The organism is Acinetobacter lwoffii (assembly GCF_024129685.1).
Lineage (GTDB): Bacteria > Pseudomonadota > Gammaproteobacteria > Pseudomonadales > Moraxellaceae > Acinetobacter > Acinetobacter lwoffii_X.
Genome location: NZ_JAMXXL010000080.1, coordinates 1 through 841, shown reverse-complemented (window position 1 = coordinate 841; position 841 = coordinate 1). Strand labels below are relative to the sequence as shown.

2 protein-coding genes are annotated in these 841 nt (G+C 40.9%); both read left to right on the top strand.

Translation table 11 applies throughout. The annotated features are described in order from the left end of the window. Nucleotides 1–87: 87 nt before the first annotated feature. A complete protein-coding gene (locus tag NI464_RS15755) occupies nucleotides 88–483 on the top strand; it encodes a transposase family protein (protein ID WP_071850805.1) in 396 nt (131 codons plus the stop codon). Continuing rightward, on the top strand, nucleotides 431–841 hold a 411-nt coding region (locus NI464_RS15750), incomplete at its 3' end, for a transposase family protein (RefSeq protein WP_253139544.1). The genes NI464_RS15755 and NI464_RS15750, both read left to right, overlap by 53 nt.

The window sequence follows — 841 nt, the reverse complement described above, 5'->3', positions numbered from 1 at the left end:
TAGATCTCTTTCATAAATCAAAAAATGATCTTCTTTTTGGTTAATATTTGCACTCCAAATTTCTTGGCATTCGTGCATAATCTGCGGATGAAATACATCGATTCAAACAAGCTTTCTGATCCTCAGTTCAAGCGATACACGGGCATCTCATGGTCAACTTTCTATTTGATGGTTGAGCAATTGAAGAAACATGTTCCTGTCAAAGGCAGACCGCCCAAGTTAAGCCTGGAAGACCAGGTTCTGCTCTGTCTGAGCTATTGGCGGGAATACCGAACCTTATTTCACGTTGCAACGAGTTACGGGGTTTCAGAGCCCACAGCCTCAAGAATTGTCCGTCATGTTGAAGACTGCCTGATTCGGTCCAATCTTTTTAATTTACCCAAAGATTTACCCGAGGGCGAAGGCATTGACTGGAATGTTGTGATCGTGGATGCCACGGAAATTCCAATACAAAGGCCCAAAAAAACAGAAGAAAAGCTATAGCGGCAAGAAAAAGACCCATACCTTTAAAGTACAGGCCATGATTCACTACAAGACTCAGCAAATTCTGAGTTTATGTAGCAGTCGCGGTGCAGTGCATGATTTCGAGTTGTTCAAACGCAATTTAAACCAGATTCCTTCAGGAGCCTTTGTTCTTGCGGATAAAGGTTATCAGGGGATTTATACTTTGTATCCCAATAGCCTGTTGCCCTTAAAAGCCAAAAGACGCTGTAAATTGGATCCTGAACTAAAAATCTATAATCAGGAAATCAATAAAAGAAGAATAGCAATTGAGCATGTATTTGGCAGTCTAAAAACTTTCAAGATCCTTGCGGAACGTTATCGCAATAGAGCTAAAAGA

Bases quoted from the DNA above. Each gene is read 5' to 3' on its own strand.
- NI464_RS15755 (WP_071850805.1), top strand. From the start codon at position 88: ATGAAATACATCGATTCAAACAAGCTTTCTGATCCTCAGTTCAAGCGA.